This window comes from Mesorhizobium sp. B264B1B (genome assembly GCF_020165765.1).
GTDB lineage: Bacteria > Pseudomonadota > Alphaproteobacteria > Rhizobiales > Rhizobiaceae > Mesorhizobium.
The window spans coordinates 139,335-164,699 of sequence record NZ_JAIUIS010000004.1; the positions used below are offsets into that span (position 1 = coordinate 139,335).

Sequence of the window (25,365 nt, forward strand, 5' to 3'; positions counted from 1 at the left end):
ACGACCGTCAGGTCTTGCCGTCAAATTCATCATGTCGGCCGGCATGGCGCACCATGCGCCGAAAGCTCATCGAGATATGGGCTCGCCTGATGTGCCCGATCGATTCCCAATCCCCGATTTCCGCCGCGGCCAGCACTTCCTCCATTTCGCGCCGGAAGGCCGTGAACTCCTCCACAAGGCCGAGTTGCGGCATCATCTTGAGGACTACGCGCGCAACCTGAAAATACAGTCTTTCGCTTATTTCGCGCAGGGGCTGGTTCCCGGTCATGCCGGACAGTTCAGTGAAGAAGTCCATGTTCAGCTGCAGAAAGGCACGCTGATCCGGGTTGAGCATATCGGAATCGCAGCGCGCGATGAGCGCTCGGATGCGATCGAGGTCGACCGCCGTTCGGGGAATTGGCGAAAGCTTGCCGACAAGCAGCGCGAGTTCCAGTCGCAGATGATAGACCTGCTGCAACTCCTCGATGTCGACGTCGGTAACGATCGTACCGACGCCGTGGATCGATTGCACAAGCCCTTCGGCCTCGAGCCGCGCCAGCACGCGTCGGACCGGTGTGCGGCTGATCTCGAATTCCTGGGCGAGTTCTTCCTCGGAGAGCCGGCTCCCCGGCGGATAATCGAGAAGGCAGATACGGTCGCGCAGGATCAGGTAGATGCGTTCGAACCGTTCGCGCGCCGAAAGCGGACGCGAAGGCGGCACGGTCTTGGCCGAGGCATCCGTATCAAGCGTCATCCAGCCTCCAGGACAGCGTGCAGGAACTGTCGCGTCCGCTCATTCTTGGGTGCGCCGAAAAGCTCTGCCGGCGGCCCCTGCTCGCAAATTTTGCCCTGATAGAAGAAGCAGACGCGATCGGAAAATTCCTTGGCGAAGCCCATCTGGTGGGTGACCATGAGCATCGTCAGATCATGCTCGCGGCCGATTTGCCTTATCACTTGCAGCACTTCGCCGACAAGTTCCGGATCGAGCGCGGACGTCACCTCGTCGAACAGCATTATCTTGGGCCGCATCGCCAGCGCCCTTGCAATGGCGACGCGCTGTTGCTGGCCGCCGGAAAGCTGTGAAGGATAATGATCCTTCTTCTGCGACAGCCCGACCATGTCGAGAAGCTCGGCCGCCCGTGCCTCGGCATCGGCCCGCTTCATGCCAAGCACGGTCATCGGCGCCTCGATGCAATTGGCCATCGCCGTCATGTGTGGAAACAGGTTGAAAGACTGGAACACCATGCCGATCTTCGCCCGGATGCGGCGGATGTGGGCGAGATTGGCGGGCACCAGCTTTCCGCCTTGCTTCATATGGGTCAGTGGCTCGCCTTCGACCCAGATGACGCCGTCGTTGATCGTCTCCAGCGTCATCAGCATGCGCAGGACCGTGGTCTTGCCGGAACCGGACGGTCCGATGACGGAAACCTTCTCGCCGCGCGCGATTTCGAGGTTCAGCCCGTCGAGCACGGTGAGCGCGCCGTAACGCTTCGAGACATTGTCGAAACGGACCATCGGTTGTTCGGTCATCGCGCGGTCCTTCGGTTGAGCAGGCGTTCGAGGGCACGGATGAGCGCGGCCGAAACCAGGCTCATGGCCAGGAAGAACAGGCCGACCAGCGTGATCGGTTCGGTGTAGCGGAAGGTTTCGGAGCCGATGATCTTGGCCGTCTGCATGAGTTCCAGCACGGCGATGGCCGACAGCAGCGGCGTCTCCTTGAACAGCGCGACGAGATAGTTGCCGAGCGCCGGCACGATGGGCGGTATCGCCTGCGGGATGATGATGTCGCGAAAGGTCGTCCAGGAGGAGAGGTTGAGTGCGATCGAGGCTTCCCACTGGCCGCGATGGATGTTGTCGAAGCCCGCGCGGTAGACCTCCGAGCAATAGGCGGCGTAGTGGATGCCGATGGCCAGAACACCGGCCGTGAATGCGTCGAGCACGACGCCGAATTTCGGAAAGACGAAATAGAGAAAGAAGATCTGGATGAGCAGCGGCGTCGAGCGGATCAGTTCGACCAGCACCGAGATCGTCCAGCCGGTCCAGGGCACCGCGATACGGATTACCGCAAGTACCAGGCCGAGCAAAGCCGCGATGACGAAGCCGAGCAGCGTCGCCTCGATCGAGACGACGGCGGCGCGTGCCAGCACCGGCAGGATCTCCGCGGCAAAACTCCAATCCCAGATCATGCCGCCCTCCCCCGCGCCAGGCCGAGCGAGGCCCGCCTTTCGAGAAGCCGCATGCCGATGGAAACGGTGAGCGACATGGCGAGGTACATCAGCAGCACCAGCGTGAAGATGGGAATGGTCTTGAAGGTGTTCTGGTTCATCTGCTGCGCCTTGAAGGCGAGGTCCGTGAGCGTGATCAGCGAAACCAGCGCCGTCGATTTCAAAAGCTCGATGAAAAGATTGCCCCAGGGCGGGATCATGGCGACGAAGGCCTGCGGCAGGATGATCCGGCGCAGCATTTGCGCGCGGCTCATGTTGAGCGCCGTTCCCGCCTCCCATTGGCCGCGCGCGACCGACTGGATTGCACCGCGCACGCATTCGGATCCATAGGCGCCGACATTCAGACCAAGCGCCAGCACCGCGACGGGAAACGCGTCGAGCGTGACACCGAATTGCGGCAGCACGAAAAACAGCCAGAACAATTGCACGAGCGCCGAGGTGCCGCGAAAGACTTCGACATAGACAGTCGCCAGCCATCTGAGCGGCGCTGGACCATACATGCGCGCTAGCGCGGCGAGCACGCCCATGACGACCGCCAGCAGGCTGCCGAGAACAGCGATCTCGATCGTCAGGACGGCGCCCTGCAATAGTCCCGGTAGGAACAGCCTGTACGTCTCCTGCGTCGCAAGCGCCGCGATCACGGCCAGCGAAACGACCAGCATGGCAACGAGCGTGCGGATCCCCATCTGCTTCTCCGAGGAAAAAAGAGGGCGGCGTTTTCACGCCGCCCAGCAGTTGGGAATTTATTCGCCCTTGCAGAGCTCTGCAGTCGTCTTGTTCGGCAGATAGTCCTTGCCGAAGCCGAGCGGCTCGACCAGCGCGATATGCTCCGGCGTACCGAGGAACTTCTTCAGTTCGGCGTTGAACGCTTCCTGCAGATCGGTGTCCTCCTTGCGGAAGCCGAAGCCGCCATGGCCCTTCACCGACTTGCCGGCAACTTCACCGAAGGGCTTGGTCGATTCGACGCCATCGGCCTTCTTGGCCATGTCGGCGATCGAGAGCGCGGTTAGCGCGGCAGCATCGGCACGGCCAGACTGGACCGCCGCGACCAGGCTGGATTGGTCGGGCAAGGAAACGACTTGTCCTTGGGCAACGCCGGCGTCCTTCGCATATCCCCCCTCGACGGCGCCCGCCATCACGGCGAGCTTGAGATCGGGATTGTCCTTGATGCTCGAATAGTCCTTCACGCCTTTCGGATTGCCCTTCGCGACCAGCATGGCCTGGCCGATGCCATAGGACGGTTCGGAAAAATTGATCTCGGCGCAGCGCTTGGGATTGATGAACATGCCGGCGGCGATGATGTCGAAGCGGCCGGCCTTGAGACCCGGAATGAGCGAGCCGAATTCGGTCAGCACGCCGTCGACCTGCGCAATGCCCATCTTGGCGAGCACCGCCTTGGCGACTTCCGGCGCTTCGCCGGTCAATTTGCCGTCAGGCGTGGCGAAACCGAACGGCGCCTCATTGGCGAAGCCGACGCGGATATAGCCGTCCTTCTTGGCGCGTTCGAGCGTCGTTTCGGCATGGGCCGGCAGTGACGTGAATGCGGTCGCGGCGAGCGCAAGACAGGCGGCGGCCTTCACGAGCGCGCGGCGGGATATCTGTGACGTGAACATGCTTTCCCCTTTTCTTCTTCGATAATTATCGGGCTCGAACGATGTTTCTCCACCATCGCGTCAAGCGCACTAAGACGTATACAACTCATCTGGACATATCGCAAGACGCACTGTACGAATCTGGAAAAATCGCCATTGGGGTTGATTGTGCGGCTTTGTGATGCGCAAGTTGTGCACAATTAAGGTGTGCTTTCTCGATGCGGATACGAACCGCCTTTGGATGAGGGCAGGAAGGAAAACGGCTTTGGACGCGTCGGGCGGGCCCACCAAGGCGGAATACGCGCGGCGCCTGGCCGACGTGAAGCAACGCATGGCAAAGGCCGGCTTCGATCTCATCATCTGCCAGGATCCCAGCGCCAGCGAAGGCGGCGGCGAGCGGCTCTGCGACGTGACCCGCGATCCCATCTTCATCGACTGACCATCAGCCCAGGACCGGCAACTCAAGGACACCTCAATGGACCGCAATCCCTTTTCCGAAGCCGAGATCGCCGGCCGCTTGTCGAAAGTTCGCACGGCATTGGCAGAGCGCAAGCTCGACGCCGCCGTCTTCGCCTCGCCGGAGACTGTTTTCTACCTCACCGGCCTCGACCATTGGGGTTATTTCGCGCCGCACCTCCTGATCGTCACGCTCGACCGGCGCCCTATCCTGGTCACCCGGTCGATGGAGAAGGTGACGATCGAGAATCAGGTGAAGGCAGCAGAATTCCGCGGTCACTCTGACAGCGAGACGGCGGCCGACCTCGCCGCGCGCGTCATTTCCGAACTCGGCCTGGCCGGCAAACGGATCGGCATCGAAAACTGGACCTCCGGCCTCAGCCACGGCCTCGCCCTGAAGCTTGAGGCGCAGGCCGACGCCAAGTGGAGCGACGTCTCGGGACTGGTCGACAAGATGCGGTTGGTGAAGAGCGCCGAGGAACAGGTGCTGATGCGCCGCGCCGCCAAGGTCACGGATGCTGCGGCAGGTGCCGCCATCGCTGCCATCTCCGACGGCGCCGCCGAGCAGGAGGTTGCCGCCCAATGCGTGGCGGCGATGGTGCGCGCCGGCGGCCACGCGCCGGGCTTCGGCCCGTTCATCCGGCCCGCCGCCCGGCTCGGCGAGGAGCACACGACCTGGGGCGACGGCATCTATCGCAGCGGCGAGCCGGTCTTCGTCGAACTGTCGGGCTGTGTCTCGCGCTATCACGCGCCGCTTGGCCGGCTGATCCGCATCGGCAACATCAAGGACGAAGACGCCGCCATGGCCGAGGTCACGGCCAAGGCATTCGAGGCCGTCGTCAGGGCGCTCGAGCCCGGCGCCAGGGCGCGCGATGTCTACGCCGCCTGGCAAGGCGTCGCCGACGAGGCCGGCCTGTCGCATTATCGCCGCCATCATTGCGGCTATCTCGTTGGCATCGGCCAGCCGCCCTCATGGACCGGCGGCAATTCGGTGACGGGCCTCAGGCACGATTCCGATCTCGAAATCGAGACCGGGATGAGCTTCCACATCCTGTCCTGGCTGATGGGCACCGGCCGCGGCGACCATTTCATCTCCAACACCGTGCTGCTGACCGATGCGGGGGCCGAAGTGCTGACCCGCACCCCAGCCGGCCCGATCGTCCGCTAGACCATGAACATGGCTCGCTATTCGGCGTTTTCGATTTTCCGCAATGCCCTTTCCGGCCAGAAGAACTGGCGGCGCGCCTGGCGCGCGGCCGAGCCGAAGCCCGCCTATGACGTGATCGTCGTCGGTGGCGGCGGGCATGGCCTTGCGACGGCTTTCTACCTCGCCGAGAACCACGGCATCCGCAATGTCGCCGTTCTGGAAAAGGGCTATGTCGGCGGCGGCAATGTCGGCCGCAACACCACCGTCATCCGCTCCAACTACCTGCTCGACGGCAACACCCAGTTCTACGAATTCTCGGTCAAGCTGTGGGAAGGCTTGTCGCGGGCGCTGAACTTCAACGTGATGTTTTCGCAGCGCGGCCAGATCGTCACTGCCCATTCGGCCGATCAACTCGACACATTCAGCCATCGCGCCAACATCATGCGTCTGAACGGCATCGACGCCGACATACTCGACCGCGACGCTGTGCGCCGGCTGGTACCCTATCTCGATTTCTCCGAAACCGCGCGATTTCCGATCCATGGTGCGATCTTGCAAGGCCGCGCAGGCACGGCGCGTCATGACGCCGTCGCCTGGGGCTATGCGCGCGCTGCCGACGGCCACGGGGTCGACATCATCCAGAATTGCGAGGTGACCGGCTTTGTCCGCAACGGCGAAAGGATCGTCGGCGTCGAGACCAGCAAGGGCCGCATCGGCGCCGGCAAGGTCGGCCTCGCCGTCGCAGGCCATACTTCGCTCCTTGCCGCCAAGGCCGGCCTGGAACTGCCGATCGAAAGCCACGTGCTCCAGGCTTTCGTCACCGAGCCGCTCAAGCCGCTGGTAGATCACGTCGTCGCTTATGGCGCAGACCATTTCTATGTCAGCCAGTCCGACAAGGGCGGGCTGGTCTTCGGCGGCAATCTCGACGGCGACAATTCCTACGCCCAGCGCGGCAATCTCGGCGTCGTGCGCGAAGTGGCGGAGGCGGCGATAGCCCTGATGCCCTGCATCTCGCGTGTCAGGCTGCTGCGCCATTGGGGCGGCGTCATGGACATGACGCCGGACGCCAGTCCGATCATCTGCCCGACCCCGATAGAAGGGCTCTATCTCAATGGCGGCTGGTGCTATGGCGGCTTCAAGGCGACGCCGGCCTCCGGCTGGTGCTTTGCCCATATGCTGGCCACCGGCAAGCCGCATCCGCTGACCGCCGCCTACGCGCTCGACCGTTTCCGGACCGGCCACACGCTCGACGAAGCCGGCGCCGGCCCCTCGGCTTGGCTGCAATAGAGAACGAGAGAAATGCTTCGCATCGACTGCCCATGCTGCGGCCCGCGCGACCATGACGAGTTCCGCTATGGCGGCGACGCTTCCGCGGTGCGTCCGGCGCATGACGATCCCGATCCGGAGGCGTGGTACCGCTATGTCTATGTGCGCAAGAACCCGGCGGGGCTGCACCGGGAATTCTGGCAGCATGTGACCGGCTGCCGGCAATGGCTGGTCATCGAGCGCGACACGAGGAACCACGCTATCGCATCGGTCGGCTTCACCAGGAACATGCCAGCATGAAAATGATTGGAAATCGTCTGGCCGCCGGCGGCCGCATCGACCGCACGCAGCCGCTCCGCTTCACATTCGACGGCCGCGAGCTGGGCGGCTATCGAGGCGATACGCTTGCTTCCGCGCTGCTTGCCAATCGGCTCATGCTGACAGGCCGCAGCTTCAAATACCATCGGCCGCGCGGCATCTTCTCGGCCGGCCCGGAAGAACCCAACGCGCTGGTTACGCTCGGAAGCGGTGGACGGCGCGAACCGAACCTTCCGGCCACGACACTGGAACTGGCTGAAGGTATGACTGCCGAAAGCCAGAATCGCTGGCCGTCCCTTGCCTTCGACGTGCAGAGCGTCAACGGCCTGTTTGCGCCCCTTCTTTCCGCCGGCTTCTACTACAAGACCTTCATGGGTCCGACCCGCCGCGCCTGGATGTTCTACGAGCATTTCATCCGTAAAGCCGCGGGATTGGGCCGGGCCGGCACCGAACCCGATCCCGACCGTTACGAGACCCGGCATGCATTTGCCGATGTTGCAGTCGTCGGCGGCGGCCCTGCCGGCCTGTCGGCGGCGCGCGCCGCGGCAGCCAGCGGCGCCAGGGTCGTCCTCGTCGAACAGGACTTTCTGCTCGGTGGCCAGCTTCTTGCCGAGCGCACCGATGGCAAGGCGGCAGCCTGGCTGACAAAGATCGAGGCGGAGCTTGCAGGCCAGCCCAACGTCACCCTGATGCGCAAGACGATGGCCTTCGGCACCTATGACGGCAACACGCTGGGGCTGATCGAGCGGCATGACGGCCAGGTCGCGCAAGGCGCTGCGCGGCAGGTTTTCACCGTGCTTCGCGCCGGCTCGATCATCTTTGCCGCCGGTGCTATCGAACGGCCGCTGGTGTTCTCCAACAACGACCGGCCAGGCATCATGCTGGCGTCCGCCGCCCGGACCTATCTCAACCGCTTCGCCGTGCTGCCGGGGAAGAATATCCTCGTGGCCACGATGAACGACGGTGCCTATCGCGCTGCTTTCGACCTCGCCGCCGCCGGCGCGCAGGTGACGGTCGCGGATCAGCGCGGCGCTCCGCCCGCCGGTCTGGCGGCGGAAGCCGGACGCCTGAACGTAGAGATCCGCTCCGGAACCCGGATCGCCGATCTGCGCGGCAGCCATGCGGTGAAGGCCGTACGGCTTGCCGGCCCGAGCGCCAAATCGGAAATCGCCTGCGATTTCGTCTGCGTCTCCGACGGCTGGTCGCCGACGGTGCATCTCACCTCGCATCTTGGCGTCAGGCCCGTCTATCGCGACGACATCGACGGCTTCGTTCCGGGCGGCTTTCCGGCAGGCCAGTTCGGCGCCGGCGCGGTAATGGGGCGCTTCTCGACCGCCGACGCGATCGAGGACGGCCACCGCGCCGGCGTCGAAGCGGCATGCTTCTGTGGAAAACCGGCGGCCATGCCGGCGCCGGATGAACTCGATCTCGAAGGGGCCCCGGCCGCTCCCTTTCGTGCGATCTCTTCCGCTGGGCGCGGCAAGGCCTTCGTCGATCTACAGATGGATGTAACCACCAAGGACATCGAGCTCGCCCATCGCGAGGGCTATGAATCGGTCGAACACCTGAAGCGCTACACCACGCTCGGCATGGGGACCGACCAGGGCAAAACCAGCAATTTCGCAGCACTTTCGGCCATGGCGGCGCTGCGCCGGGCAACGATTGCGCAAACCGGAACCACGACCTTTCGCCCGCCCTACGCGGCGGTCGCGATCGGCGCGCTGGCCGGTCGCGCCGTCGGTCATCACTTTAAGCCGGTCCGTCGCACGCCGATGCACGACTGGCACCTGGCAAACGGTGCCGAGATGCTCGAGGTCGGTCTCTGGATGCGTCCGTATTTCTATCGCGATGCCGGACGCGACGTGAATGAAGCCTATGTCGCGGAGATGCGGATCGTGCGCGGCGGCGCCGGGCTGATGGACATTTCCACCCTCGGCAAGATCGACGTGCAGGGGCCGGACGCGGCCATATTCCTCGACCGTGTCTACGCCAACGGTTTCGCCAAGCTTCCCGTTGGCCGCGCGCGCTACGGCGTCATGCTGCGCGACGACGGCGTCGTCTTCGACGACGGCACCACCACGCGCTTGTCGCAAAATCGCTTCTTCATGACCACCTCTACCGCCAGGGCCGCCGATGTCCTGTCGCGGCTGGAATTCCTGCTCGACACCGCCTGGCCGGATTTGCGTGTCGCGGTCTCTTCGGTAAGCGACGAGTGGGCGGCGATGTCGATCGCCGGGCCACGAAGCCGCGATGTCCTTGCCGCCGCCTTTCCCACGCTCGATGTCTCCAACGAGACGCTGCCGCATATGGGCGTCATCGAAGCCGGGTTCGACGGACGGGCCCTGCGCGTTATCCGCCTCAGCTATTCCGGCGAGCGCGCCTACGAGATCTATGTCGGCGCCAGCGCCGGCGAACAGGCCTGGAGCCGTCTCATCGAAGCAGGCGCGCCGTTCGGCCTCAAACCTTATGGCGTCGAGGCGCTTGGTGCGCTGCGCGTCGAAAAGGGCCACGTCGCCGGGCCCGAGATCGATGGCCGCACCACGCTCGACGATCTCGGCCTCGGGCGCATGGCCGGCAAACGCGGCGGATTCGTCGGCGACGTCCTGCGTCGTCGTCCGGCCTTTCAGGCACCCGACCGCCAGCGCCTCATCGGGCTGGAATGCATCGAGGACGGCAAGCGGCTGCGCGGAGGCGCCATAGTGTTCCTGCCTGGCGATGCCGTCACCGGCCACGGGCGCGGTCGGATCACCTCGGTTACCTTCAGCCCGGAACTCGGCCACTATGTCGGACTGGCGCTGTTCGCGGGCAATGCCGCGGCCGAAGGAGACGAGGTCATCGCGGTCTACCCGATGCGGACAGAGACGGTTCGCGCCCGCGTCGTGCCTTCTGTCTTCCTAGACCCCAAGGGAGAGCGCATGCATGGTTGAACCTGTGCTGTCGAAGGACTTCAACCTGTGGGCCTCCGATTGCCCGATCATTCAGATCGAGGGCTGGGACGGAACACTGGCAAGATTCGAAACGAGCGTCTCGCAGGCCTTGGGCGCGAGGCTTCCTGCCAGCGTCGGCGAGACGGTTCGGCACGCTGGCGCCCTCATCGTCAGGATCGCGCCCCGCCGTCTTTGGCTGATCGTCGAGACAGGCGCGGAACCGCCCGCCATTGCGATCGATCCGGAATTGGGCTGCTCGGTTCTGCTTGGTGAAGGCCGGGTGCGGTTCAGGATGGAGGGTGCGCGTCTTCAGGACATTCTCTCTGCCTGCATGCCGGTCGACTGGTCGTCCGCCGCTTCGGCCCCCGGCCGTGCCGTACAGACGTCCATCCATCACGTGCCGGCGCTCTATCTGCGAACGGGCGAGAGCAGCTGCGACCTGATCGTGCCGCGAAGCTTCGCCATCAGCCTTGCCGACTGGATTGCCGCCGCGCGTTAAAGCAATCCCGGGAAAAGTGCGTAACGTTTTCCGCTCGCGATTGCGTAAGGAAAAAGCTGGACCTGTCCGGCGCAGCGGCCGCTAACGGGCAGGACGCACCGCGCGCATACCTTTTGCACGACGGTCGATACAGTCGTCCGCATCGGCGAAGGCCTCGGTATCACTGTGGAGGCCGACACGCCACGGCAGCGCGCCGGCCTCCACCTGGTTCGTGGCTCAGTTGTGGCGGATTTCCGTGCCGAGCACCTTCAGGCACTCGCGGATAAAGGCGGCCAGCGCCGTCCATCCCTTGGCCGACACCATCGTGCCATCGACATAGGCTTCCGTCGGCGAGAGGTCGATATAAGTTCCGCCCGCGAGAGTGACTTCCGGCTCGCAAGCGCCCAGCGCACCAACCTTCTTGCCGCGCACGACACCGTCGACCGCGATCAGGATCTGCACGCCATGGCAGATCGTGAAGATCGGCTTCTTGGTCTCGTGAAAGTGTCGAACGATCGTCTGCACCCGCTTGTCGGTGCGGATGTATTCCGGTCCGCGTCCGCCCGCGCAGTAGACCGCGTGGTACTGGTCGAGCTGCTTTTCCGCATCCGAGAACGTCTTGTTGATCAGCGCGTAGTGCCCGAGCTTTTCGGTGTAGGTCTGGTCCCCTTCGAAATCGTGCAGCGAGGTCTTGATCAGGTCGCCCGCATTCTTGTCGGGGCAGACGACATGGACCGTGTGACCAACGGCTTCCATCGCTTGCTGGTAAACGAAAATCTCGTATTCCTCGGTGAACTCACCGGTCAGCATCAATATCTTCTTGCCTGGCATAGCTCTTCCTCTCTGTTGTTGGCATGCAAGGCGCATCACGCGCCTTGCCTCATTCGGATGCGGGCCTCAGAATGGGGAGTCGGGGAAGTAATATTCCTTGGCGTTGGCCTGGGTTATGAGCGGGGCGTCGAGTTTGACGGCACCGCGAACCGGAGCCTGACCGATCAAGTTGGCCACGGTCATGTAGATAGCGGTCTTGATCATCGCCGGCGGATACGGCGTCTCGACCGGTGTCATCGCATCCCCGTCTATCACCTTCTTCACGATGTCCTTCATGCCGTTGCCGCCGAGCGCTAGCTTGATATCGGTTCGGCCGGACTGCTTGACGGCCTCGAGCACACCGAGAAGCATGTCGTCGTCATTGGCCCAGACCGCATCGATGTGCGGGTGCTTGGCCAGGTAATCCTGCATGAGCTTGAAGGCCTCGTCGCTGTTCCAGTGGGCATACTGCATGTCGAGCACCTTCAGGCCGGTGCCCTTGATGGTATCCTCGAAGCCCTTGATGCGCTCGTCGTCGATGACGGTGGGAATGCCGCGCAGCACGACGACGTCACCTTTGCCGCCCAGTTTGTCGATCATGAACTTCGCCGTATTGGTGCCAACCGCGATGTTGTCGCCGGCAAGATACAGGTCCTGAATGGAAGGGTCGGTCAATCCCCTGTCGACGACGGTGATGAACGTACCCATCTCCTTGATGGCTTTCACCGGCTGGGTCAGTTCCTCGGAGGTGTAGGGCAGTATCACCAGCGCATCCAGCTTGCGGCTGGCCGACAGATCCTCCAGCGCGCTTACCTGGTCGGCCGCCGAGGGCGACGTCTTCACGACGACTTCGACATCCGGGAAGGCCGCGTTGATTTCCTTTGCGGCGGCCTGCGCGTGATAGACGATGCCGGCCGTCCAGCCATGATCCGCCGCCGGGATCGACACCGCGACCACCTTCTTGTCGGCTGCAAGCGCCTGGCCGGCCACCATCAGTGCGCCGACTGCCGCAACGGCAACCCATTTCCTGCTAAACATAAATACCTCCCAGAGATATGGACCACACAACAGGCGCCCGTCCGGTCCGAAGACGAGCTATTTCGAAAATCTTTGCACGAGCATGGCGATGATGATGATGACGCCCTGCACCGCGGCGACGAGGTATTCGGAAACGAAATCCGACAACACCATCAGGTTGGCGATCAGTTCCAGGATCACCGCACCGGCGATGGTGCCCCAGATGCGGCCCTTGCCGCCCCGCAGCGCCGTTCCGCCAATGACAACGGCCGTTATCACCTGCAGCTCCCAAAGCTGTCCGGTGGTCGGGGTGGCGGCTCCCAGACGAGGCACGTAACAGATGGCGGCGACCGCCACGCATGCACCCTGGATGACATAGGCAATGGTGCGCGTCTTGACGACCGAGATGCCCGAATAGCGGGCGACGTCCTCGTTCGCGCCCACCGCCGCGCATTTGCGGCCATATTTGGTCTTGTAGAGGACAAATGCGCCGACCACCGCAACGAGCGCCGACAGAAGGATCGGCACCGGAATGCCCGCGACGGCGCCGAAATAGACCGGCCGGTACGCGTCCCGCAGCGAGCGATCGATCGGGATCGTGCCGCCATCGGTCATATAGGTGATCAGTGCGCGGAAGATACCCATTGTGCCGAGCGTGGCGATGAACGGCTCGATCCTTCCGACCGTGACGATGAGACCGTTCGCGAGGCCGCATAGAAGCCCCGCGACGACTGCTATCACCATGCCTGCCGGGATGGCCCAAAGGCCGAGGCTGGGGGCCATCATGTTCATGAACATGATCGTGACGCCGGCGATGAAGGCGACCATCGAGCCGACCGAAAGGTCGAGCCCGCCTGATGAGATCACGAATGTGGCGCCGACGGCTATGATGGCGACATAAGCGCTGCGCGTGATCACGTTGCCTAGGTTTGTCGCGGAAAGAAAATCCGGATTGATGAGGAATCCCGCCACCAGCAGTGCGAACAATGCGAGGAAAGGGCCGGCATCCGTCCACGAGAAATGGTGCTGCCTGTCGCTTCGGGCAGACATGGAATGGGTAAGCGCCGTCACTGTCTTCCTCCTTGGGCCGTGCCATGGCCTTTGTCACTGGTCGCCAGCAGCGCGATGTTGCTTTCGATCATCGTTTCGCCCGAGACCTCGCCGCTGATCCTGCCTTCGCGCATGACCAGGACGCGGTCGCAGATGCCGACCAGTTCCTGCATCTCCGACGAGATGACGATGCAGGCTTTGCCTTGGCCCACGAGTTCCTGGATGAAGGCGTAGATCTGCGCCTTGTTGGCGATGTCGATCCCGCGCGTCGGCTCATCGATGATCACGACCGAAGGATTGGTCAGGAGCACCTTGGCCAGCAGAAGTTTCTGCTGGTTTCCGCCCGAAAGCTGCCCTGCCCTGGCGTTGCGGCTCTTCACCCGGATGTCGTAGCTGGAGACGGCCCGCGCGAGCGCCTCGGATTCGCGGCCGCGCAGAACCAGAAGTCCCGGATGCAGAAGGCCAAGCGACGAGAGGGTCAGGTTCGGCGCCAGCCGCTCCTGCAAAAGCAGGCCCTTGCCCTTGCGATCTTCCGTCAGATAGCCGATGCCCGCCTCTATGGCCTCGCGCTGTGAATGTATCTGTATCGGCGAACCGTTGAGCTCGATCGTAGCCGTCGCCGGCCTAAGCCCCACAATGCCTTCGAACAACTCGGTTCGCCCCGCCCCGATCATTCCGGCGAAGCCAAGAATCTCGCCTTTGTGAACGGTAAAGGACACGTCCCGTGCATAACCCGGAACAGTCGCGTTTCTGACGGTCAGCATGGGCCGGCTCGTCTGGACCTCGCGCTTGTGAGGATAAAGCGCGGCGAGTTCGCGCCCGACCATAAGCTGCGCCATGTCGGCCTGGCTCAACGCATGGCCGGGATAGGTGCCGATCATCTTGCCGTCGCGCAGGACCGTGACCTTGTCCGCCAGCCGCTGCACCTCGTCGAGGCGATGGCTGATGTAGAGAACCGCGATGCCCCGCGCCCTGAGCCCGAAGATGATGGCGAGCAAACGCTCGACCTCCCCACCGGTCAGCACCGCTGTTGGCTCGTCGAAGATGACGACCCTGTGGTCGTCGAGCAACGCGCGGGCGATTTGCACGAGCTGGCGATCCGCCAGCGAAATGTCCCGGACCAGCGCGGTCGGCGACACCTCGCAACCGATCTCGGCCAGTTTCGCGGCCGCTATGCGGCGCATGGCGCCATCATCGACGATTCCGCGCCTGGAGAGCTCGCGGCCGAGAAAGAGATTGTCAGTCACCGTGAGCGCTTCGGCCAGGAGGATTTCCTGATGCACCAGCGCGATGCCGGCCGCCTGCGCCTGGTGAGGTGTCCTGAAACTCACGCGGTCACCGGCCATGGACAGGCTGCCGGCGGTTGGCTCGATGTAACCGGAAAGCAAGCGCATGAACGTCGACTTGCCGGCGCCATTCTCGCCGATGACGGCATGGATCTCGCCAGGAAAAATATCCAGCGTGATGTCCGACAACACGGTCACCGGGCCGTATTGTTTGCAAAGCCCTTCCGCGCGTAGCACCGGAGCCACAGCCGGTGTGGGCTCCGGCGGCAAAGCGGTGACGCTTCCGTCGATGCGAGTGGCAACTGGCATCGCGGCCTACTCGAATGCAGGCAGGAGCCTGTCCCGCGAATTCTCTATGTGCACGCGCATGGCCTTTTCGGCGGCAACCGGATCGCTGGCCGCGAAAGCGGCGAGGATGGCTTCGTGCTCGTCGAGCGCCTCCTCGGTGACCCGCGAGTGATACATCAGGCGGAAAATGTGGAAGTGGGTGTGCTGGTGGTTCAGCGTTTCGCGGATGAGCTCGTTCTGCGCGAACTCCATGACCTTGTCGTGGAAGATGGCATCCTGGCGGGCGAAGTTCGAATAACGCAGGCGTTCGTCCTTGCCCACCCGCCTGGCCATCACGCCAGCCGCCTCCTGCAAAATCATCAGCCGGGCTTCATCGAGCGCAGCGGCTGCCTTGGCGGCGGCTGCGGGTTCGAGCAGCAGGCGCAGTTCATAGAGTTCGTCGAAACGGCGCCGTGTGATCTGGGGCGCGGCCCGGTACCCGATAAGATGGGTTTTCACCACCAGGCCCTCGCCTTCCAGCCGCCCAAGAGCTTCGCGGATGGGCGTATGCGAGACGTTGAACTCCTTGACGAGGTTATCGACGGTGATCCGCGATCCCGGAGCTATCTTCAGCGACATCAGCTGCTGGAAGATCGCCTCGTAGACGTCGCCCGACAGGCTGTTGGCGCGCTGAATGCGGCCTGTCAACCGAGCGTCATTGTCGACGGTAAGGTCTGGATTCTGCATGTTTTGCCTCTTGACAGGGGCGACCTCTAACACGATGCTCCGCGCAATTCAATCCTATATCCTATACGATTTTATAGAGGATATTTCGTGAGGCAGGAAAACTCGACGACGACTCTGGCCCGTGCCTTGCCCGAACCACGCCACGCACGCTGGGCAAGCGGTGATCTCCGATCCCCCGCTCCCCAATCCATATTCGAAGGACACACTTCATGACGCTATTTGCAGCAGCCCGGTTGCCGCATGAGATTCTTTTCGGCAAAGGCCAGCGCCACGCGCTGCCTGATATTGCCGCCAGATATGGCCGGCGCGCATTCATCTGCACGGATGAGCGTTTCGCCGGGACGCCAATGTTCGCGCAGATCAGCGCGGCACTGAGAGCAGGCTCGATCGAAACGCTCGTGTACGATCGCATCCTCCCGGATGTCCCTCGTGACAGCGTTGCCGTCTGTGCCGCCCATGCGAAGGACTTCAAGCCGGACATGGTGATCGGGATCGGTGGCGGCAGTTGCCTGGACATGGCCAAAAGCGCCGCGCTGCTGATCAGTCACGGCGGGTCGCTTCAGGACTACTACGGGGAGTTCAAGGTGCCCGGCCCCACGCTTCCGGTAATCGCGGTCCCGACCACCGCCGGCACCGGTTCGGAAGTGACGCCGGTGGCGGTGATCTCCGATCCGGAGCGGACGCTTAAGGTCGGCATTTCCAGTCCCCATCTCATTGCCGCGGTCGCGCTCTGCGATCCGGAACTCACCTCGACATGCCCGCCCTCCCTCACGGCAATTGCCGGAGCCGACGCGCTCACCCACGCGATCGAAGCCTTTACGTCCGCCAAACGCGGCGCCGATCCGCACTTGCCGCAGCGGCATGTCTTCGTCGGCAAGAGCGCCCTGACCGATCATTTCGCGCTGCTGGCCATCCAGCTCCTGGGCCGCAGTCTCGAAAAGGCGTACAGGGACGGCTCGGACGAAGACGCACGCGCCGATGTCATGATGGGAGCGCTGGCGGCCGGCTGCGCTTTCGGCACGGCCGGAACGGCGGCTGCCCACGCCGTGCAATATCCCGTCGGCGCGCTTACCCACACGCCGCACGGATTGGGCGTGGCGACGATGCTTCCCTACGTGATGAGCTACAATCTGCCCGCCGCGACCGACGAAATAGCGGCGGTCGGCGCCGCTCTGGGGGTGACGGAGACAAAGAGCGCCGAGGCGACCGCGCGCGCCACCATCGATGAGGTGGCCCGGCTGTTCGCGGCGATCGGCATCACCCGCACGCTGGCCGATCTGGGTCTTCCACACGACAAGATCGACTGGACCGCCGAGCAGGCGCTCGGCATCGATCGGCTGATCAAGAACAACCCTCGTCCTTTCGACATCGCCGCGATGCGGCGGCTGGTGAGGGCCGCCTATGACGGCGACATGGCCGCAAGCTCAGTCTGACCAGAGATGATGAGATGAACGTACCCCAAGGGCAACTCAACGAAGATCCGGACATGTTCGACTACACCACATTCTCGCACGGCCTCTATATCGACGGACACTGGCGACCGTCTTCCGACGGTCGTCTCATTGAGGTGATCGATCCTTCCACGGAGGCCGTGATTGCGGCTGTCCCGGACGCCACGATTGCCGATGCCGCCGCTGCCGTCGAGGCGGCTGCGAAGGCGGCGGCAGGCTGGCGCGCAACCGCGCCGCGCAAGCGTTCGGAAATACTGCGGCGTTGTTTCGAATTGATGGTCGAACGGTCCGATACGCTGGCGGCGCTGATCTCGCTGGAGAACGGCAAGGCGCTGCGGGACGCGCGCGGCGAGGTCGCCTATGCGGCTGAATTCTTCCGCTGGAATGCCGAGGAAGCGGTGCGCATCAGCGGCGAGTTCGGCCTGGCGCCGTCAGGCGCCAACCGGATCGTCGTTGATTATCATCCGATCGGCATCTGCGTGCTCATAACGCCCTGGAATTTCCCCGCCGCCATGGCGACACGCAAGATCGCGCCGGCGCTGGCCGCCGGCTGCACCGTCATTCTGAAGCCCGCCAGCGAGACGCCCCTGACCGCCTACGCGCTCGCCGCGCTGTACGAGGAGGCGGGTGTGCCTCCCGGCGTCGTCAATGTGCTCACCACTTCGAACCCCGGACCAGTGACCTCCGCCATGCTCGCCGACCCGCGCGTCCGGAAGCTATCCTTCACCGGTTCGACCGGCGTGGGTCGTGTTCTGCTGGCCGAAGCCGCCAAGCACGTCATCTCATGCTCGATGGAACTCGGCGGCAACGCCCCGTTCATCGTCTTCGATGACGCCGATCTGGACGCGGCCCTCGACGGCGCGATGGTCGCCAAGATGCGAAACGCCGGCGAGGCCTGCACGGCAGCCAACCGCATCTACGCGCAGGCCGGCATCCATGACGCGTTTGCCGAAGGTCTGCGCCAACGCATGGCCGCGCTCAAGCTCGGTTCAGGCACCGACCCGGACACCGAATGCGGTCCGTTGATTACCAGGAAGGCCGTCGACAAGATCGATCGGCTGGTCAAGGACGCGGTCGCCCGTGGGGCCAGGATCCTGTGCGGCGGCGCGGTCGCCGACGACAAGGGCTATTTCTATCCGCCGACCGTCCTTCGGGACGTGCCCGCCAATGCCGAGATGGCGCAGGAGGAGATATTCGGTCCGGTGGCCCCGATCAGCCGCTTCGAGAACGAGGACGAAGTCATCGCGCGCGCCAACGACACGGAATACGGCCTTGCCGCCTACATCTACACGCGTGATCTGGCCAGGGGCATGCACGTGGCATCGAAGATCGAAACGGGCATGGTCGCGCTCAATCGCGGCCTGATGTCGGATCCGGCGGCACCTTTCGGCGGCGTCAAGCAGAGCGGCCTTGGCCGCGAAGGCGGACAGAAGCACGGCATTGCCGAGTTCATGGAGGCGAAGTACATCGCCGTGACCATGTGAACGGGCACCCCATGCAGAATGATCCTTTCCGCATCCGCGATCACGTCGCCGAGTTCGACGACATCGTCGCCGAGATCGTTCGTCGCAGCACGGAGGTGCGGGCAACCATGCCGATGGTTGCCGATATCGCCTATGGAGCGGATGCCACCGAGACCATCGACCTGTTCTTTCCGGAGGGCAAGCGCGACCGCCTGCCGGTCCATATGTTCATCCATGGCGGCTACTGGCGCATGTTCTCCAAGCGCGACTATTCCTATGTCGCCGAGACGGTGACGCGCGCCGGCGCAATCGCGGTCATCGTCGATTATGCGCTGATGCCGGCTGTGAGGATGGCCACGATCGTCGACCAGGTGCGGCGCGCCAAAAGCTGGGTGCTCGACCATATCGGCGATCACGGCGGCGATACCGAGCGCCTGACCGTGAGCGGACATTCAGCCGGCGCCCAACTTGCGACGATGCTTTTCAATGACGACGGCCGGACATCGACAATCAAAGGCGCGTTGCTGCTTGGCGGGCTCTACGACCTGAAGCCGCTTCAGACCTCCTTCCTTGCCGCCGAGATCGCGATCACGGACGAGGATGCAGCCAGGTTCTCGCCGCTCACCCGCCGTTTCGATCCGTCAGTGTCGGTCGAGATCGCTGTCGGCGCCGACGAAACGCCGCCATTCCACAGGCAGGCCGAGGTGTTTGCGCGGCATCTGAAGGAGCAGGGACTACAGGTCTCGCAGACCACCCTTCCTGCAACCAATCACATGAGCAGCGTTCGCGACCTGGGCTTGGCCGGCACCGAGGCGGCAACCATGCTGACAAACCTGGTTTCCGGCTGAGGCCATTGGCGTCGGCGACTTTAGCCAGGGATATTCAGCCGCCGCGCGTTGCGCAGCTCCCGCCCTCCGATCCCATGCAGATTACATTCCGCCCTCGGGCGGGCATTTTGTTGTCGTCGACTTGCTCGATCTTGAAGCCGGATGCTCGGCGCCGCCTCGGTTGCGAGACAAACATCCGCAGCAGGCTTTCTGCGAAAACTCAGCCGGATACGGCCGTGATCTGGGCGGCCTTGTCGGCGCGCAGCAGCATGCCGAAGAGGTCGCGTGGCTCATCCGGGTCCGCCAGCAGATCGAGCTCCTCGTAGAGGCCGGTGCGCTGAAGCTGGTCGCGGACGTAGCGCAGCGCGGAAAAGTCCTCGATCGCAAAGCCGACGGAATCGAACAAGGTGATCTGGCTGGCATCCCGGCGGCCGGCGGCCTTGCCGGTCATCACTTGCCACAACTCCGTCACGGGATGGTCCGGCTCGAGTTGCTGGACTTCACCCTCGATGCGCGACTGCGGCGGGTATTCGACGAATATGTCGGAGCGCAGCAGAATATCGCGATGCAATTCCGTCTTGCCGGGGCAATCGCCGCCGACGGCATTTATGTGCACGCCCGATCCGACCATGTTGTCCGTCAGGATGGTCGCGGAGCGTTTGTCGGCGGTGACCGTCGTGATGATGTGAGCCCCTTCCACCGCCTCCTGCGCCGAAGCGCAGATCGCGATGTCGAAATCGAACCCCGCAAGGTTTTTCGCGCACTTCAAGGATGCCGACCGATCGATGTCATAGAGGCGAAGCCTGTCGATGCCGAGCAGGGCCTTGAAGGCGATGGCCTGGAATTCCGACTGGGCGCCATTGCCGATGATTGCCATGCAGTCCGCCGCATTGGGAGCAAGGTATTTGGCCGCGACGGCCGACGTCGCCGCCGTGCGCAACGCGGTCAGGATGGTCATTTCCGAAAGCAGCATCGGATAGCCATTGCCGACATCGGCCATCACGCCGAACGCCGTCACGGTCTGGCGCCCGTCGCGCGTGTTTTTTGGATGACCGTTGACATACTTGAAGCCGTAGAGCTGTCCGTCGCTCGTAGGCATCAGTTCGATGACGCCGTCGATGCTGTGCGATGCGATGCGCGGGGTCTTGTCGAACAATTCCCAGCGTCGGAAATCCTCTTCGATATAGGCAGCGAGATCGATGAGAAAGCGATCGATGCCGACGGCAAGAACCAGCTTCATCATGTGATCGACGCTGACGAAGGGCACGATGTTCAGATGGGGGGTCACAGTTCAATAACTCCGTGTGGGACGGTCCATGATCCGCCGGCCCATCAGGCTCGCGGTCAGGTCCACGAGAAGGGTTGCGGTGCGGTTGCGTTCGTCGAGTGCGGGATTGAGCTCGACCAGGTCGAGGCTGGTGACGAGATGGCTGTCGTGCAACATCTCCATCACCAGATGAGCCTCGCGGAAGGTGGCGCCGCCCGGCACGGTGGTGCCCACGGCAGGCGCGATCGAAGGGTCGAGAAAATCGACATCGAGGCTGACATGCAGCATGCCGTTTTCGGCACTGACCCGCTCGAGAAAGGCGCGAAGCAGCGGGGCCATGCCGTATTCGTCAATCATCCGCATGTCGTGCACGGTGACGCCCGCCTTGCGTAGCGCTTCGCGCTCCGCCGGATCGACGCTGCGGATGCCCAACGTGCAGATACGGGCCGGATCCACGCAAGTCGCCAGGCTGGGGAAGTAGCCTTCGAAGCCGGGTTGCCCGCTGGCATAAGCCAGCGGCACGCCATGCAAATTCCCGCTGGTCGTGGTGTCGAGCGTGTGAAAATCAGGATGTGCGTCGAGCCACAGCACGAAGAGCGGGCGGCCGGCTTCCGCCGCCCGGCGGGCGATACCGGCCAGCGTGCCCGCGGAAATGCTGTGGTCGCCACCAAGGAAGATCGGCATGGCGCCGGCGCTGGCTGCATAGGCCGCCTCGGTAATCGCCGCCGTCCATGCGACGATTTCCGGCAGCGCCTTCAAGGCGGCATTGCCGTGGCTGATCGGGCGCAGGTCGGCGGAGGCGACGGTGCCAAGATCGGCCAACGTATGCCCGAGTTCAGTGAGCGCGGCCGCCAGGCCTGCGGTACGCAGCGCACTAGGCCCCATCTCGCAACCCATCCGGCCCGAGCCGACCTGGATCGGTGCCCCGACGATCGTACAATGCATCCGTATTTCCCCGCGCGTTTTCTAGGCATCATTGGAGCGCGGACAGCTGGCAGAATGAACATATCAAATTGGCATATTTATCGAAATGGGCTATCAAAATGGAATGATTTGGTTGCATTCTGAGCCATGGATCAGCTTGACGAACAGCTCATCACGCTTTTGCGGCATGACGCGCGGCGCAGCATCTCGGACCTTGCCATGGATGTCGGCGTCTCGCGGGCAACGGTCAGGTCCCGTATGGAGCGTCTTGAAAAAGCCGGTGCGATCATCGGTTATACCGTCATCCTGCGAGCCGATGCCGTCGACCAGCGTGTACGCGGCATCATGATGGTGGAAATCGAAGGGCATGCCGCCGATCGTGTGATCCGCGCTCTTGGCGGCTTCTCGGAGGTTTCGACGATCCATACCACCAACGGCCGCTGGGACCTGGTGATAGAACTGGGGACACAGACACTGACCGAATTCGACGCCGTGCTGCGGCGCATCCGCCTGATCCCCGGCATCACCGGCAGCGAGACCAGCCTGTTGTTGGCGACACCCCGGAGCACCAAGGCGCGGCTTTGATCGCTGTCTGCGAATAGCCTAGCTGGCCAAACCGGCAGTGCTGCTCCTGCACCGTTGTGCGGCGCAACCCTAAATGAGCTCGGACTTGGCCAACCTGTGGCAACCTCCAGCGGGGGCGGACCTTGCTGAGAAGAACAGAGCTGCGTGAGCGGCGAGATCTGTCATCGACCCGCGTCACGCGACACCGATTGAGCGAACGCGTCAAGTCGCGCAAGTCTGCCCCGTCCTAGTGTTGGTGGCCTTCCGGCTCAACCATCTTGAACGGCAGGACCTGTTGCTTGCCCTTAGAGGTCAGGATCAGCCTCGCCTCGAACTCGTGCGGCTCGGCGGGGGCGACGCTGCTTTCACGGCGGTGGTGATTGCCGGCGACAGGCCCGAGCGAAAGCGTCTCGGGACCTTCGGACCGGTCGATGATCACGGTCGCCCCCAGATCGTCGGCATGGCTGTCGATGGTGAGACGCAAGCGCTCGCCAGCGGGCGTATCGACGATTTCGAGCGTTCCCGTTGCCAGGTCGCTGACGACCTTGAAAGGCTCCGGCGCATGATCGGCGTGGGCCGAACCGCCCGCCACGGATCCGCCTTCGCCTTCCAGACGGATGTTCGCCTCCGAGAGCGCCGGCAGGTGGTCGAACAGCTCCCCTCTCAAAGCCTCCGCGATGCCGACCACATCCTTTGCGCTCGCTGTCTCGGCCACCTTGATGGCGATATCCGCATGCAGCCTGTGGCCGATCCAGCGCGCCCGCACCTGGGCGACCCGTTGGATGCCCCTCACATGTTCAGCCGCATGATGGATTTCCTCGACGATGCCCGGCTCGACGCCATCCAGCATGCGTGTCAGCACCGCCTTTGAGGACTGCCAGACGATGGCGAGGATAGCCACAGTGATCAAAAGGCCGATGATCGGGTCCGCGAGCGGGAAGCCTAGCCAGACGCCGGCCGCGCCAAGCACCACCGCAAGGCTGGTGAAGCCATCGGTGCGGGCGTGATAGCCGTCGGCGATCAGGGCCGCGCTGTTTATCTCGCGGCCGACGCGGATGCGGAATACCGCGACAGCCTCATTGCCCAGGAAACCGACGAGGCCGGCGGCGGCAACCCAGCCGAGGAAGCTGATGGCTTGGGGATGGATCAACCTGTCGATCGCCTCATAGCCGGCGACGATGGCACTGAAGAGGATAATCAGGACGATGATGATGCCGGCCAGGTCCTCGACCCGGCCAAGGCCGTAGGTGAAGGTCTTGCTGGGCTTGCGCCGCGCCAGCATGAAGGCGATCCACAGCGGGATGGCGGTGACCGCGTCGCCGACATTGTGGATGGTGTCGGCAAGCAGCGCCACGCTGCCCGAGAGGAATACGATGACCAGTTGCAGCACCGCTGTGAGGGCTAGCAGCACGAACGACCATTTGATCGCCCAGATGCCGCGTGTGGTCGTCGCGATTGTGGGATCGACCACGCCATGCGTGTGGCCGTGTCCGCCCTCGCCATGGTCATGGCCATGCCCGCCGAAGCCTTGAGCTGCCGGGCCGAAGCCGAACCAGCCGCGAATGCCGTCCATCATGGAGCGTGTCTCACAAGTATTTGGTGATGTCCTTGAATTCATCGATCGAGCGGCGCTGCTCACGCGGCAGCGGCCCCACGACATCTTCCAGGCAGTGGTTTAGGTGATCCTGGATGAGCGTCTTCTTGGCCTGGGAAACAGCCCTTTCGACGGCATGAAGCTGCTGGGCAATGTCAAGGCAAGGCCGGCCTGCTTCGATCATCTCAATAACGCCCCTCAGATGACCGTCGGCCCGCTTCAGCCGTTTGACGATGTCGGGATGGGTCTCGTGAATGTGGGGACGCTCTTTCATTCTGAAGTGCTATCCCCCCGGAGGGGATATTGTCAATTCAGGATGCTCGATTCCCCGCGGCGTCCCGAACGCTACTTTCGACGGTTGCATGGCTGGTTCTGGCGATCGCGGCGCCAGCGACATCGCCCTGACGCTGCGCACCACTGTTAAAATGCACCGACGCGATGACGTAGCGCGGCGCCCCTAAATGTGATCATGCCGTATCGGCTGCGGGCGCACTCAAAACCCCGTGCGGCAAAGGTTTTCAAGATCCGCCTTTGCTATTCCCTCGAGGCCGAGCGCGGGAAGAATATCGTTATCTCCCTTGAGATCGCGACCGTAAGCCGCCGATAATATCGAAACTCCAGACTCGTGGAGCGTCGCCGGTTTCTCGGTGATCTTACCCAACAATACGGTCGGCAGCAGTCCAAACGGAACATCCTCGAGAATGTAGCGGCTTTCGATTGTTGTCGGACCAAAGCCGCCACGGCCTTGACGATCCATCTCCTGGTTCATCTCCGAAACGGTTCCCTTCGGAACATGAAACGACAATGAAAAATGCTCCTGGACGGTGCGAACCGCGATACCAAAATGGGCCGCGATGGCTAGCCGTTCGGCATCCAGAGCCTCGATAAGGCGGCCAGCGGCAGGGGTGACGTTTCCCCCCTGGCTCCATTGCTCGGCTTTTTCCATGCGTGTCAAGTTGAGGAGGGCAATTCCCAAGTGGTTTTGCGGATTGAGGTTGCTGAGCGCGATCGCGAGCATGCCGTCGCGCTTGACAAAACGATCACCAAATAGGCTCGTGCAAAATCCGTATCCTTCATCCTGAGCTTTGAAAGGCAGCGTCGCGACATCAAGCTTCTGGCGAATGGTGGTGACATGGACCTCGGTTGGCCCGAGTTGCCGCCCGGTCAACAGTGTTGTGCCCCACAGGACGATCGGCAAGCTGACCTTGCGCTCCGCCAACCGCCTGGAGAGATACAGTGCCCCGAACGAACAATGCGAACTGATGATGACCGGGATTCCATCGATCAGATGGGGGGCGGCAGCATCCATCACCATCCTGTGGCCGTAAGCCGGAAGTGCAATCACCACCACGTCCGCGTTGGCGATGGCATCCTTGCAATCCTTGGCGATGCGCACCGGTACCGTCGCCGCGATGTCCCCCGTCGCTTTCAACAATTCGCCGGTAGCCAACCCCTTGGTGCGCTGCCCCGACGGTGACCAAAGCATTGGCGAATGCCCCGATCCTGCCAAATAGGCGGCAAGGCCATAAGCAATTGCTCCGGCGCCCAGAATACTCACGCGCATAATATTCCTCCTGTCGCAGGCTTTGTGGTTCGAGAATCCTTGCCGCCGTCACCTGAATTCTTTTCTTCAGGAGGCTTCGCAAGCTGGAGCCGCGTCTGACGTCCCTGTCCGCCTCCGACCCGGATTCTGGCGCTGAGGCCGGCATA

25 protein-coding genes are annotated in these 25,365 nt (G+C 63.2%); 10 read left to right on the plus strand and 15 right to left on the minus strand.

All coding sequences use genetic code 11. The features are described from left to right. Positions 1-7: 7 nt before the first annotated feature. The 5 genes from LB547_RS09915 to ehuB are packed head-to-tail and all read right to left on the minus strand — an operon-like array spanning position 8 to position 3,817. Positions 8-733, minus strand: a complete 726-nt coding sequence (locus tag LB547_RS09915; RefSeq protein WP_140517353.1) for a GntR family transcriptional regulator — start codon at positions 731-733, stop codon at positions 8-10. Then, positions 730-1,509, minus strand: coding sequence for an ectoine/hydroxyectoine ABC transporter ATP-binding protein EhuA (gene ehuA / locus LB547_RS09920; RefSeq protein WP_140499280.1), 780 nt, complete (start codon positions 1,507-1,509; stop codon positions 730-732). The genes LB547_RS09915 and ehuA overlap by 4 nt, the downstream gene beginning before the upstream one ends. After that, positions 1,506-2,165, minus strand: coding sequence for an ectoine/hydroxyectoine ABC transporter permease subunit EhuD (gene ehuD, locus LB547_RS09925; protein WP_140499281.1), 660 nt, complete (start codon positions 2,163-2,165; stop codon positions 1,506-1,508). Before ehuD ends, ehuA begins: the two co-directional genes overlap by 4 nt. Continuing rightward, complete coding sequence (gene ehuC, locus LB547_RS09930; protein ID WP_140556261.1) at positions 2,162-2,890, minus strand: ectoine/hydroxyectoine ABC transporter permease subunit EhuC; 729 nt, start codon at positions 2,888-2,890, stop codon at positions 2,162-2,164. The genes ehuD and ehuC overlap by 4 nt, the downstream gene beginning before the upstream one ends. A 57-nt stretch (positions 2,891-2,947) precedes the next feature. Beyond that, on the minus strand, positions 2,948-3,817 hold the full coding sequence (gene ehuB, locus LB547_RS09935) for an ectoine/hydroxyectoine ABC transporter substrate-binding protein EhuB (protein WP_140499283.1): 870 nt from the start codon (positions 3,815-3,817) through the stop codon (positions 2,948-2,950). Between the two features lie 244 nt (positions 3,818-4,061). Between ehuB and LB547_RS09940 the strand changes: the two genes are divergently transcribed. From LB547_RS09940 to LB547_RS09965, 6 genes are read left to right on the plus strand one after another with little or no spacing between them, the layout of a single operon-like run. Next, positions 4,062-4,235 carry a hypothetical protein gene (locus tag LB547_RS09940; RefSeq protein ID WP_181167224.1) on the plus strand — a complete coding sequence of 58 codons (174 nt, stop codon included), beginning with the start codon at positions 4,062-4,064 and terminating at the stop codon, positions 4,233-4,235. 36 nt (positions 4,236-4,271) lie between these two features. Next, positions 4,272-5,420, plus strand: a complete 1,149-nt coding sequence (locus LB547_RS09945; RefSeq protein ID WP_140499284.1) for a M24 family metallopeptidase — start codon at positions 4,272-4,274, stop codon at positions 5,418-5,420. A 9-nt stretch (positions 5,421-5,429) separates the two neighbouring features. Continuing rightward, entirely contained in the window at positions 5,430-6,686 is a 1,257-nt protein-coding gene (locus LB547_RS09950; protein WP_140759573.1) for a sarcosine oxidase subunit beta family protein, read from the plus strand. A 12-nt stretch (positions 6,687-6,698) separates the two neighbouring features. Continuing rightward, positions 6,699-6,965 carry a sarcosine oxidase subunit delta gene (locus LB547_RS09955; protein ID WP_140521354.1) on the plus strand — a complete coding sequence of 89 codons (267 nt, stop codon included), beginning with the start codon at positions 6,699-6,701 and terminating at the stop codon, positions 6,963-6,965. Beyond that, positions 6,962-9,910 carry a sarcosine oxidase subunit alpha family protein gene (locus tag LB547_RS09960; protein ID WP_318013604.1) on the plus strand — a complete coding sequence of 983 codons (2,949 nt, stop codon included), beginning with the start codon at positions 6,962-6,964 and terminating at the stop codon, positions 9,908-9,910. Before LB547_RS09955 ends, LB547_RS09960 begins: the two co-directional genes overlap by 4 nt. Beyond that, positions 9,903-10,409, plus strand: coding sequence for a sarcosine oxidase subunit gamma (locus LB547_RS09965; protein ID WP_224655845.1), 507 nt, complete (start codon positions 9,903-9,905; stop codon positions 10,407-10,409). The genes LB547_RS09960 and LB547_RS09965 overlap by 8 nt, the downstream gene beginning before the upstream one ends. A gap of 216 nt (positions 10,410-10,625) precedes the next feature. Here the strand turns inward: LB547_RS09965 and LB547_RS09970 are convergent, their stop codons facing one another. The 5 genes from LB547_RS09970 to LB547_RS09990 form a co-directional block, all read right to left on the minus strand. Continuing rightward, a complete protein-coding gene (locus LB547_RS09970) occupies positions 10,626-11,219 on the minus strand; it encodes a DJ-1/PfpI family protein (RefSeq protein ID WP_140499290.1) in 594 nt (197 codons plus the stop codon). A gap of 66 nt (positions 11,220-11,285) precedes the next feature. Continuing rightward, the gene (locus tag LB547_RS09975) at positions 11,286-12,236 is read right to left on the minus strand and encodes a substrate-binding domain-containing protein (protein WP_140499292.1); all 951 of its coding nucleotides are present in this window, start codon (positions 12,234-12,236) and stop codon (positions 11,286-11,288) included. A 57-nt stretch (positions 12,237-12,293) separates the two neighbouring features. Continuing rightward, positions 12,294-13,265, minus strand: coding sequence for an ABC transporter permease (locus LB547_RS09980; protein WP_140499447.1), 972 nt, complete (start codon positions 13,263-13,265; stop codon positions 12,294-12,296). Between the two features lie 17 nt (positions 13,266-13,282). Then, entirely contained in the window at positions 13,283-14,860 is a 1,578-nt protein-coding gene (locus LB547_RS09985) for a sugar ABC transporter ATP-binding protein (protein WP_140759570.1), read from the minus strand. 6 nt (positions 14,861-14,866) lie between these two features. Then, on the minus strand, positions 14,867-15,565 hold the full coding sequence (locus LB547_RS09990; RefSeq protein WP_140499296.1) for a GntR family transcriptional regulator: 699 nt from the start codon (positions 15,563-15,565) through the stop codon (positions 14,867-14,869). A gap of 209 nt (positions 15,566-15,774) precedes the next feature. Between LB547_RS09990 and LB547_RS09995 the strand changes: the two genes are divergently transcribed. The 3 genes from LB547_RS09995 to LB547_RS10005 are packed head-to-tail and all read left to right on the plus strand — an operon-like array spanning position 15,775 to position 19,327. Further along, a complete protein-coding gene (locus LB547_RS09995; RefSeq protein ID WP_140499298.1) occupies positions 15,775-16,998 on the plus strand; it encodes an iron-containing alcohol dehydrogenase in 1,224 nt (407 codons plus the stop codon). Between the two features lie 14 nt (positions 16,999-17,012). After that, the gene (locus LB547_RS10000; RefSeq protein WP_140686150.1) at positions 17,013-18,500 is read left to right on the plus strand and encodes an NAD-dependent succinate-semialdehyde dehydrogenase; all 1,488 of its coding nucleotides are present in this window, start codon (positions 17,013-17,015) and stop codon (positions 18,498-18,500) included. An 11-nt stretch (positions 18,501-18,511) separates the two neighbouring features. Next, positions 18,512-19,327, plus strand: a complete 816-nt coding sequence (locus LB547_RS10005; protein WP_140759566.1) for an alpha/beta hydrolase — start codon at positions 18,512-18,514, stop codon at positions 19,325-19,327. A gap of 199 nt (positions 19,328-19,526) precedes the next feature. On the opposite strand, the gene LB547_RS10010 is transcribed toward LB547_RS10005, so the two are convergent. Further along, positions 19,527-20,594 carry an ornithine cyclodeaminase gene (locus LB547_RS10010; protein ID WP_140759563.1) on the minus strand — a complete coding sequence of 356 codons (1,068 nt, stop codon included), beginning with the start codon at positions 20,592-20,594 and terminating at the stop codon, positions 19,527-19,529. A 3-nt stretch (positions 20,595-20,597) separates the two neighbouring features. After that, positions 20,598-21,518, minus strand: coding sequence for an arginase (rocF, locus tag LB547_RS10015; protein ID WP_140663506.1), 921 nt, complete (start codon positions 21,516-21,518; stop codon positions 20,598-20,600). A gap of 126 nt (positions 21,519-21,644) precedes the next feature. Here rocF and LB547_RS10020 point away from each other — a divergent pair, with 126 nt between their 5' ends. Then, the gene (locus tag LB547_RS10020) at positions 21,645-22,082 is read left to right on the plus strand and encodes an Lrp/AsnC family transcriptional regulator (RefSeq protein ID WP_140552091.1); all 438 of its coding nucleotides are present in this window, start codon (positions 21,645-21,647) and stop codon (positions 22,080-22,082) included. Positions 22,083-22,308: 226 nt separating this feature from the next. Here the strand turns inward: LB547_RS10020 and LB547_RS10025 are convergent, their stop codons facing one another. The 3 genes from LB547_RS10025 to LB547_RS10035 all read right to left on the minus strand — a co-directional run bounded on the left by LB547_RS10025 (position 22,309) and on the right by LB547_RS10035 (position 25,219). Continuing rightward, on the minus strand, positions 22,309-23,637 hold the full coding sequence (locus tag LB547_RS10025; RefSeq protein WP_140584262.1) for a cation diffusion facilitator family transporter: 1,329 nt from the start codon (positions 23,635-23,637) through the stop codon (positions 22,309-22,311). Positions 23,638-23,647: 10 nt separating this feature from the next. Then, on the minus strand, positions 23,648-23,929 hold the full coding sequence (locus tag LB547_RS10030; RefSeq protein ID WP_140499324.1) for a metal-sensing transcriptional repressor: 282 nt from the start codon (positions 23,927-23,929) through the stop codon (positions 23,648-23,650). Positions 23,930-24,148: 219 nt separating this feature from the next. Further along, complete coding sequence (locus tag LB547_RS10035) at positions 24,149-25,219, minus strand: NAD/NADP-dependent octopine/nopaline dehydrogenase family protein (RefSeq protein ID WP_140499326.1); 1,071 nt, start codon at positions 25,217-25,219, stop codon at positions 24,149-24,151. Between the last annotated feature and the right edge of the window lie 146 nt (positions 25,220-25,365).

Bases quoted from the DNA above. Each gene is read 5' to 3' on its own strand.
- LB547_RS09960 (WP_318013604.1), top strand. From the start codon at position 6,962: ATGAAAATGATTGGAAATCGTCTGGCCGCCGGCGGCCGCATCGACCGC.
- ehuD (WP_140499281.1), bottom strand. From the start codon at position 2,165: ATGATCTGGGATTGGAGTTTTGCCGCGGAGATCCTGCCGGTGCTGGCA.
- LB547_RS10035 (WP_140499326.1), bottom strand. From the start codon at position 25,219: ATGCGCGTGAGTATTCTGGGCGCCGGAGCAATTGCTTATGGCCTTGCC.
- LB547_RS09970 (WP_140499290.1), bottom strand. From the start codon at position 11,219: ATGCCAGGCAAGAAGATATTGATGCTGACCGGTGAGTTCACCGAGGAA.
- LB547_RS10025 (WP_140584262.1), bottom strand. From the start codon at position 23,637: ATGATGGACGGCATTCGCGGCTGGTTCGGCTTCGGCCCGGCAGCTCAA.
- LB547_RS09945 (WP_140499284.1), top strand. From the start codon at position 4,272: ATGGACCGCAATCCCTTTTCCGAAGCCGAGATCGCCGGCCGCTTGTCG.
- rocF (WP_140663506.1), bottom strand. From the start codon at position 21,518: ATGCATTGTACGATCGTCGGGGCACCGATCCAGGTCGGCTCGGGCCGG.
- LB547_RS10030 (WP_140499324.1), bottom strand. From the start codon at position 23,929: ATGAAAGAGCGTCCCCACATTCACGAGACCCATCCCGACATCGTCAAA.
- LB547_RS09975 (WP_140499292.1), bottom strand. From the start codon at position 12,236: ATGTTTAGCAGGAAATGGGTTGCCGTTGCGGCAGTCGGCGCACTGATG.
- LB547_RS10020 (WP_140552091.1), top strand. From the start codon at position 21,645: ATGGATCAGCTTGACGAACAGCTCATCACGCTTTTGCGGCATGACGCG.
- LB547_RS09980 (WP_140499447.1), bottom strand. From the start codon at position 13,265: ATGTCTGCCCGAAGCGACAGGCAGCACCATTTCTCGTGGACGGATGCC.
- LB547_RS09965 (WP_224655845.1), top strand. From the start codon at position 9,903: ATGGTTGAACCTGTGCTGTCGAAGGACTTCAACCTGTGGGCCTCCGAT.
- LB547_RS09915 (WP_140517353.1), bottom strand. From the start codon at position 733: ATGACGCTTGATACGGATGCCTCGGCCAAGACCGTGCCGCCTTCGCGT.
- LB547_RS09990 (WP_140499296.1), bottom strand. From the start codon at position 15,565: ATGCAGAATCCAGACCTTACCGTCGACAATGACGCTCGGTTGACAGGC.
- ehuB (WP_140499283.1), bottom strand. From the start codon at position 3,817: ATGTTCACGTCACAGATATCCCGCCGCGCGCTCGTGAAGGCCGCCGCC.
- LB547_RS09955 (WP_140521354.1), top strand. From the start codon at position 6,699: ATGCTTCGCATCGACTGCCCATGCTGCGGCCCGCGCGACCATGACGAG.
- ehuC (WP_140556261.1), bottom strand. From the start codon at position 2,890: ATGGGGATCCGCACGCTCGTTGCCATGCTGGTCGTTTCGCTGGCCGTG.
- LB547_RS09985 (WP_140759570.1), bottom strand. From the start codon at position 14,860: ATGCCAGTTGCCACTCGCATCGACGGAAGCGTCACCGCTTTGCCGCCG.
- LB547_RS10000 (WP_140686150.1), top strand. From the start codon at position 17,013: ATGAACGTACCCCAAGGGCAACTCAACGAAGATCCGGACATGTTCGAC.
- LB547_RS09950 (WP_140759573.1), top strand. From the start codon at position 5,430: ATGGCTCGCTATTCGGCGTTTTCGATTTTCCGCAATGCCCTTTCCGGC.
- LB547_RS10005 (WP_140759566.1), top strand. From the start codon at position 18,512: ATGCAGAATGATCCTTTCCGCATCCGCGATCACGTCGCCGAGTTCGAC.
- LB547_RS09995 (WP_140499298.1), top strand. From the start codon at position 15,775: ATGACGCTATTTGCAGCAGCCCGGTTGCCGCATGAGATTCTTTTCGGC.
- ehuA (WP_140499280.1), bottom strand. From the start codon at position 1,509: ATGACCGAACAACCGATGGTCCGTTTCGACAATGTCTCGAAGCGTTAC.